The organism is Microcystis sp. M53603_WE2 (assembly GCF_030065435.1).
Map to the genome: position 1 here is coordinate 1 of NZ_JASJFF010001230.1, position 6,104 is coordinate 6,104.

The window sequence follows — 6,104 nt, forward strand, 5'->3', positions numbered from 1 at the left end:
AACCTTTACCTATTCGATGGTCAAGACAAATACCAGAAAGCTGTGAACCAAGTACAGTAACAGTCAGATTACATCCTTCTGGATGTTGACCTCTCTCAACTAGATTTGATGACCCAACGATTAAGCCTCTACCAGTAACAGATAAAGCCATCGGAATTGACTTAGGAATTAGTAGCCTTGTGATTACCAGCGATGGCGACAAAGTATCTAATCCTAAGTATTTTAAAAAGCATTATCGGAGACTGCGAAAGGACCCAAAAAGCCTTTCGAGAAAACAGAAAGGCTCAAAGAATCGAGAAAAGGCAAGAATCAAATTAGCCAGAATTCACGCTCAAATCACGGATAGTAGAAAAGACCATTTACATAAGCTAACCACTCAATTAGTTCGTGAAAATCAAACGATTGTAGTTGAGAATTTAGCTGTCAAGAATATGGTCAAAAACCCGAAATTATCTCAGGCAATATCTGATGTAAGCTGGGGAGAAATCATTCGACAATTAGCCTATAAATGCCGTTGGTACGGCAGAAATTACATCGAAATAGATAGATGGTTTCCCAGTTCTAAACGGTGCAGTAATTGTGGGTATATTGTGAAAGAGCTGCCGTTAAATGTTCGAGAGTGGGACTGTCCGAACTGTGGGACACACCATGACCGAGATATTAACGCCAGTAAAAATATTTTGGCCGCAGGGCTTGCGGTGTCAGTCTGTAGAGCGACCATAATACCAGAACAGAGTAAATCTGTTAAGGCAGGTGCGAAAAATCCTTCGGGAAAGAAGCAGAAACCCAAATCGTGAGGTTTGGGAATCGCCGTCCGTTTTACGGCGGCGAGGATGTCAAGACCACTACGCCGCGTATTTCCCCCCAAAGACCCCAGGGTTTCACCGGTCGCCCCTCGGTTCCCCTCTCGGTCTATCGAGAATTGGTCAAAGAATTGCAGGCCACCCAGGCACGGGTGGAATTTCTAGAAGCACAAAACCAGCAACTTGTCAAGAGTAATCGGCAATTACGTCAGGATGGCAAGTGGTGACTTTAATCGATAATCGCAGAGTCCTGTAGGGGCGAAGCATTCGGGTATAACCCATCCCTGAAACCGTAGATTTCCTGTCCGAATGCTTCGCCCTTACTTTTTTAGCAAGTCCTAACCAATTCAGGTAAAGGTTCAGGACCTACCCATCTACCTTGTTTCCAGATTTCCTCATCCTCTACCGGTAACGCATCGGGATCGGAACGGGCAGCTTGATCTATTTCCTCTTCGGTCATCTTGTTGAGACGTTCCCTCTCTTTTAGTTTTTCCGTGCCGGACTCGATGACGATTTTCTCTTGGCTACCGTCCTTTAAGAAAACTGTAATACGCTTTTCGTTTACGCTCATTTGCCCTCCTAGCACTAATTAATCGACACGATTTGCCTCTTAAGGTATATACAAGGCAATAGACCTGTTTTTCAAGTTCTCCAAACGCTATCGTCCGTTTTTCGCCATAACCCCTACGATTATCTGGGATTTCGTAAAGAAAAGTATCGAAAAGATCGAGAATTTCCTCAAAGTCCACATTATGTTTTTCTATGTTAGAACACCGCTTGCTCTCATCCCATTCAAACGAGTCAAGCTTCATAGTTTATCAGTTAAGCCTATAGAAAACCTTTTAGTCTTGAGATAATATTAGGTAGAGATCTGATGGTCTCCGAACCCAATTGGTAGGGCGATAATCAGGCCAGACCGTGGAAACCGTGTGTTTAAGTCAGAGGATAGGGGAGAATGGCAGCGATAGAGAAGGGGGCTAGGGGTGAATAATGGAATTCGATGTATTTCTCTGTCACAATGGTCAGGACAAACCTGAAGTTAAAAAGATTGCCGAAACCCTCAAACAACAAGGTCTAACCCCTTGGCTAGATGAGTGGGAACTACAACCCGGACTGCCTTGGCAGCGAGAACTTGAGAAGCAGATTCAAAACATCAAGTCAGCCGCCGTTTTTGTGGGGGGAAGTGGCATCGGCCCCTGGCAACAGATGGAGATCGAAGCCTATTTACGCCGCTTTGTCAGGAACCAGTGTCCAGTCATACCTGTTCTGCTATCCAATGCGCCCGAGCAACCAGAGCTGCCACTTTTTCTGGAGGGAATGACTTGGGTGGATTTTCGGCGTTTGTCTCCCAAACCTATGGAGCGATTAATTTGGGGAATCACAGGAATTAAACCTCGTTCCCCTCTTGAATTAACTTCCGAAAATTCAAAAACCCCCAATAAAGAGGAGCAGATTAAGCAGATACTTCCAGTTCAGTCCCAAACTTTTACCTTTGAAACCTTTACTGTCAACCCCAATGGTAAAGTCAGCCCACCCGAAAGCAAAACCGCCCGCTACTACAGCGAAGATTTGGGCAACGGCATCACCTTAGAAATGGTTGCCATCCCGGGGGGAACTTTCCTGATGGGAACAGAAGACGAGGAAATCGAAAGACTGGTAAAAAAATTTGGTTGGGAAGGATTTAGATGGGAAAGACCTCAACATCGAGTAACCGTTTCTTCTTTCTACATGGGACGTTATCCCATCACCCAGTCCCAGTGGAAAGCGATCGCCGCAACCGCTAAAATAGACATCGACCTAGAGACAAACCCTTCTAACTTCAAAGGGGATGAGCTACCCGTAGAAACAGTCAACTGGTATCAAGCAACGGAATTCTGTAAACGACTATCAAGGGAAACAAAACAGGAATACCGACTACCGAGTGAGGCAGAATGGGAGTACGCTTGTCGTGCTGGAACCACCACCCCATTTTACTTTGGGGAAACCATTACTGGGAAATTTGCCAACTACCGTGCCAGTAATACCTACGCCGATGAACCGAACGGAGAATATCGACAACAAACGACTCCCGTGGGACAATTTCCCCCCAATGCCTTCGGGCTATACGATATGCACGGCAATGTCTGGGAATGGTGCGCCGATACTTGGCACGATAACTATGACGGTGCGCCGACGAATGGCAGTGCTTGGATAGAAGATGGGAATGATAATCGTTCTCCTCTGCGGGGCGGTTCTTGGTGCAGCATTCCGGGTTACTGCCGTTCCGCTTTCCGCAGCTACGCCAGCCGCCGCGACGACTTCAACTACAGCTACGGTTTTCGGGTGGTGTGCGGTGCTGGGAGGACTTTGTAACCCTTTTTCTCTTTTTTTCCCTTTTTACCCTCATTTCCTTTTCTGGAATTTTTTTGGGCAAATATAGTACAAGTGTATTGATTTAGGGGTGGTCAATTACCTAGGGTTTGCTGAAAAAGTAGGGGCGAAGCATTCGGACAGAAAATCTGAGTAACCCACAGAAAACGGGTTTCTCCGAGAAACCCGTTTTCTGCTAACTGCACATATCTAACTACTTCCTGCCTTAGTTAACAGTTCCCATCTGTTGCCCCTAAGCTTTCTGTTCCTGTTTAGATTTATGTAGGGGATCCATATAAATCTCTAAGCGCTTAAATACCACAGAGGAAAGGGTAGTTAAAACCAAATAAACTAAAGCAACGGCTATATAAATCTCGAAAGCTTTATAGGTAGTGGCTACCATTAATTGACCTTGCCGGAATAATTCTTCAAAACCGATTACTGCCGCTAAACTGGTATCTTTAATTAGGGTGATAAATTCATTCCCCAACGGTGGCAACATCCGGCGAAAAGCTTGGGGAAAAATCACCTCGTGCATGGTTTGCACTGGGGACATTCCTAGACTAGAACAAGCTTCCCATTGACCATTATCGATCGATTGAATACCGCCGCGCATAATTTCAGCTAAATAGGCCGCCACATTTAAACTTAGGGCAAATAGGGCCGCCGGTAAACGATCTAAGTCGATATTTAAGCCAATTTCTCGGAACAACCCTGGCAAACCAAAATAGATCAAGAATAATTGCACCAGCATCGGTGTTCCCCGAAAGAAATCCACATAGATGCGGCAAATTATTTTTAACCATTTGTAGGGAGAAATCAGGGCAATAGCCACTAAAGTTCCACCGATTAACCCGAAAAGAAAAGACAGAACTGTTAACAGAATTGTCCAGGGAACCCCTTTAAAAATCAGGTTATAGAATAATTCTCCCCAGTTAAAACTTGATTCCTGTAAATTATTTAAAGCTGGGGCAACTAAGGGTAATTCTGGCGGTTTTTCTCCAAACCATTGCCGAAAAATAGCATCGTACCGACCACTTTCTATGACTCGACCGAGAGCATCATTAATTAACTGGAGATAGGGGGAATTTTTGGGTAAAGCAATGCCGTAGAATTCCTCCGTTAATAATTCTCCGACTACTTTTACTCCCCGTAAACCCGCTTGTTTAATTGCATACAAAGTCACGGGTTTATCGTTAACTACCGCCTCAACTCGACCATTAATTAATTCCTGCAAAGCTAAAGCCGCCGAGTCAAATTGACTAACTGTTGCCCCCGGTATTTTTGTCGCTTCTAAGGCTCCCGTTGTGCCAATTTGGACGGCAATTCTTTTGCCTTTTAAGTCTTCAAAATTTTTAATTGTCTTATTATCTTCCCGAACAGCGATCGCTAAACCAGCCCTAAAATAAGGTCGAGAAAAAGAAATCGCTTGGGCGCGTTCGGCGGTGATAGTCATGCCACTAATAGCGGCTTCCACTGTTCTCGCTTGTAGAGCCGGAATAATGCCATCAAAGGGTAAATTTCTAAAGTCAATGTTGAGATCGGCTTCCTTGCCAATCGCCCGCATTAAATCGATATCAAACCCAGTTAATTGTCCCGCTTGTTGAAATTCAAAGGGCGGAAAAGTCGCTTCTGTGGCGACTCGAAAAGGATTAGGAGGGGTCTGAGAAAAAGCCGGAATAACAGTTAATCCGAGCGCTAAAACTAATCCTAACAAGGCAAAGATAACTCTCTGTACCGCCCGCCCTCGCCAAAATTTAATCATTTTTTAATTGTTTCTCCTTGATTTTTTCGCTCAACTAAGTTAGTAATTTCGTCCTACTTCCCACCCAAGACAGATGTAGAGAGACTATTTGAGTATTATGATTATTCCTCTTGATAAAATGTCGTCAAGGATACAATCTAGCAGAAACTAATCTGGATACTTTTATACAGAATGTAAAATTTTTTACGAGAGGACATCATGACCACTACCCCCCCTGTGATTGTTAGTGAAGGTTTACGCAAAAGTTACGGCTCTTTAGAGGTACTCAAAGGAGTTACAGGCACTCTTTATCAAGGGGACGTGGTATCGGTAATCGGTCCCTCTGGCTGCGGCAAAAGTACCTTTTTACGCTGTCTCAATCGTTTGGAAACAATTAACGGTGGCCGCTTGGAGGTGATGGGAATCGACATCTCTTCCCCGAAGTTAAATCAATCAGTCCTCCGCAATTTACGCAGCCGGGTAAGTATGGTGTTTCAACACTTTAATCTTTTTCCCCATCTCACCGTTTTACAAAACTTGATGTTAGCCCCCAAGCAAGTGTTACACCACTCGGAAAATGAGGCTAAGGATACGGCAATTCAGTATCTGGAAAAGGTGGGATTAGCCCCAAAAGCCGATGTTTATCCCGACCAATTATCGGGAGGCCAAAAACAACGGGTGGCGATCGCTCGCAGTCTCTGCATGAAACCAGAGGTGATTTTATTTGATGAACCCACTTCGGCCCTGGATCCGGAATTAGTCGGGGAAGTGTTAAACGTTATGCGTCAATTGGCCGATGACGGTATGACTATGGTAGTCGTCACCCACGAAATGCAGTTCGCTAAGGAAGTCTCTAACAAGGTTTTGTTCTTTAATCAAGGTGTCATCGAAGAAGCAGGTGATCCCGACACCTTCTTTAATCATCCCCACAGCGAGCGCTTACAAGCCTTTTTAAGTCGCATCAATAGTAATTAGGGTTTGCTCAATTCAGGAGTCAGTATTCTCCGAGTCAGTATTCAGGAGTCAGGAGTCAGGAGTCAGGAGACAGGAGACAGGAGACAGGAGACAGCTTTTTTCTCCTCACACCCCACACCCTACACCCCACACCCTACACCCCACACCCCACACCCTACACCCCACACCCTACACCCCACACCCTACACCCCACACCCCACACCCTACACCCTACACCCCACACCCTACACCCC

Annotated in this window: 6 protein-coding genes and 2 pseudogenes; 5 read left to right on the forward strand and 3 right to left on the reverse strand. The window is 45.1% G+C overall.

Going from position 1 to position 6,104, the window contains the following annotated elements; all coding sequences use genetic code 11:
* A pseudogene (locus PX481_RS25740) lies at positions 1 to 797 on the forward strand (RNA-guided endonuclease InsQ/TnpB family protein); the annotation flags it as partial.
* On the forward strand, positions 794 to 1,030 hold the full coding sequence (locus tag PX481_RS25745) for a hypothetical protein (protein WP_288096789.1): 237 nt from the start codon (positions 794 to 796) through the stop codon (positions 1,028 to 1,030). The pseudogene PX481_RS25740 and the gene PX481_RS25745, both read left to right, overlap by 4 nt.
* Before the next feature lie 101 nt (positions 1,031 to 1,131).
* Here PX481_RS25745 and PX481_RS25750 read toward each other — a convergent pair whose 3' ends face one another.
* Together PX481_RS25750 and PX481_RS25755 are read right to left on the reverse strand one after the other, a co-directional pair.
* Positions 1,132 to 1,374, reverse strand: a complete 243-nt coding sequence (locus PX481_RS25750) for a hypothetical protein (RefSeq protein ID WP_061430133.1) — start codon at positions 1,372 to 1,374, stop codon at positions 1,132 to 1,134.
* Positions 1,328 to 1,615 carry a BrnT family toxin gene (locus tag PX481_RS25755; RefSeq protein WP_287692979.1) on the reverse strand — a complete coding sequence of 96 codons (288 nt, stop codon included), beginning with the start codon at positions 1,613 to 1,615 and terminating at the stop codon, positions 1,328 to 1,330. The genes PX481_RS25750 and PX481_RS25755 overlap by 47 nt, the downstream gene beginning before the upstream one ends.
* A gap of 178 nt (positions 1,616 to 1,793) precedes the next feature.
* Between PX481_RS25755 and PX481_RS25760 the strand changes: the two genes are divergently transcribed.
* Positions 1,794 to 3,155, forward strand: a complete 1,362-nt coding sequence (locus PX481_RS25760; protein WP_288096793.1) for an SUMF1/EgtB/PvdO family nonheme iron enzyme — start codon at positions 1,794 to 1,796, stop codon at positions 3,153 to 3,155.
* A 250-nt stretch (positions 3,156 to 3,405) separates the two neighbouring features.
* Here the strand turns inward: PX481_RS25760 and PX481_RS25765 are convergent, their stop codons facing one another.
* Entirely contained in the window at positions 3,406 to 4,917 is a 1,512-nt protein-coding gene (locus PX481_RS25765; RefSeq protein ID WP_288096796.1) for an ABC transporter permease subunit, read from the reverse strand.
* Positions 4,918 to 5,115: 198 nt separating this feature from the next.
* Here PX481_RS25765 and PX481_RS25770 point away from each other — a divergent pair, with 198 nt between their 5' ends.
* Together PX481_RS25770 and PX481_RS25775 are read left to right on the forward strand one after the other, a co-directional pair.
* Entirely contained in the window at positions 5,116 to 5,871 is a 756-nt protein-coding gene (locus tag PX481_RS25770; protein WP_288096798.1) for an amino acid ABC transporter ATP-binding protein, read from the forward strand.
* 3 nt (positions 5,872 to 5,874) lie between these two features.
* Positions 5,875 to 6,104: pseudogene (locus PX481_RS25775) on the forward strand (hypothetical protein); the annotation flags it as partial.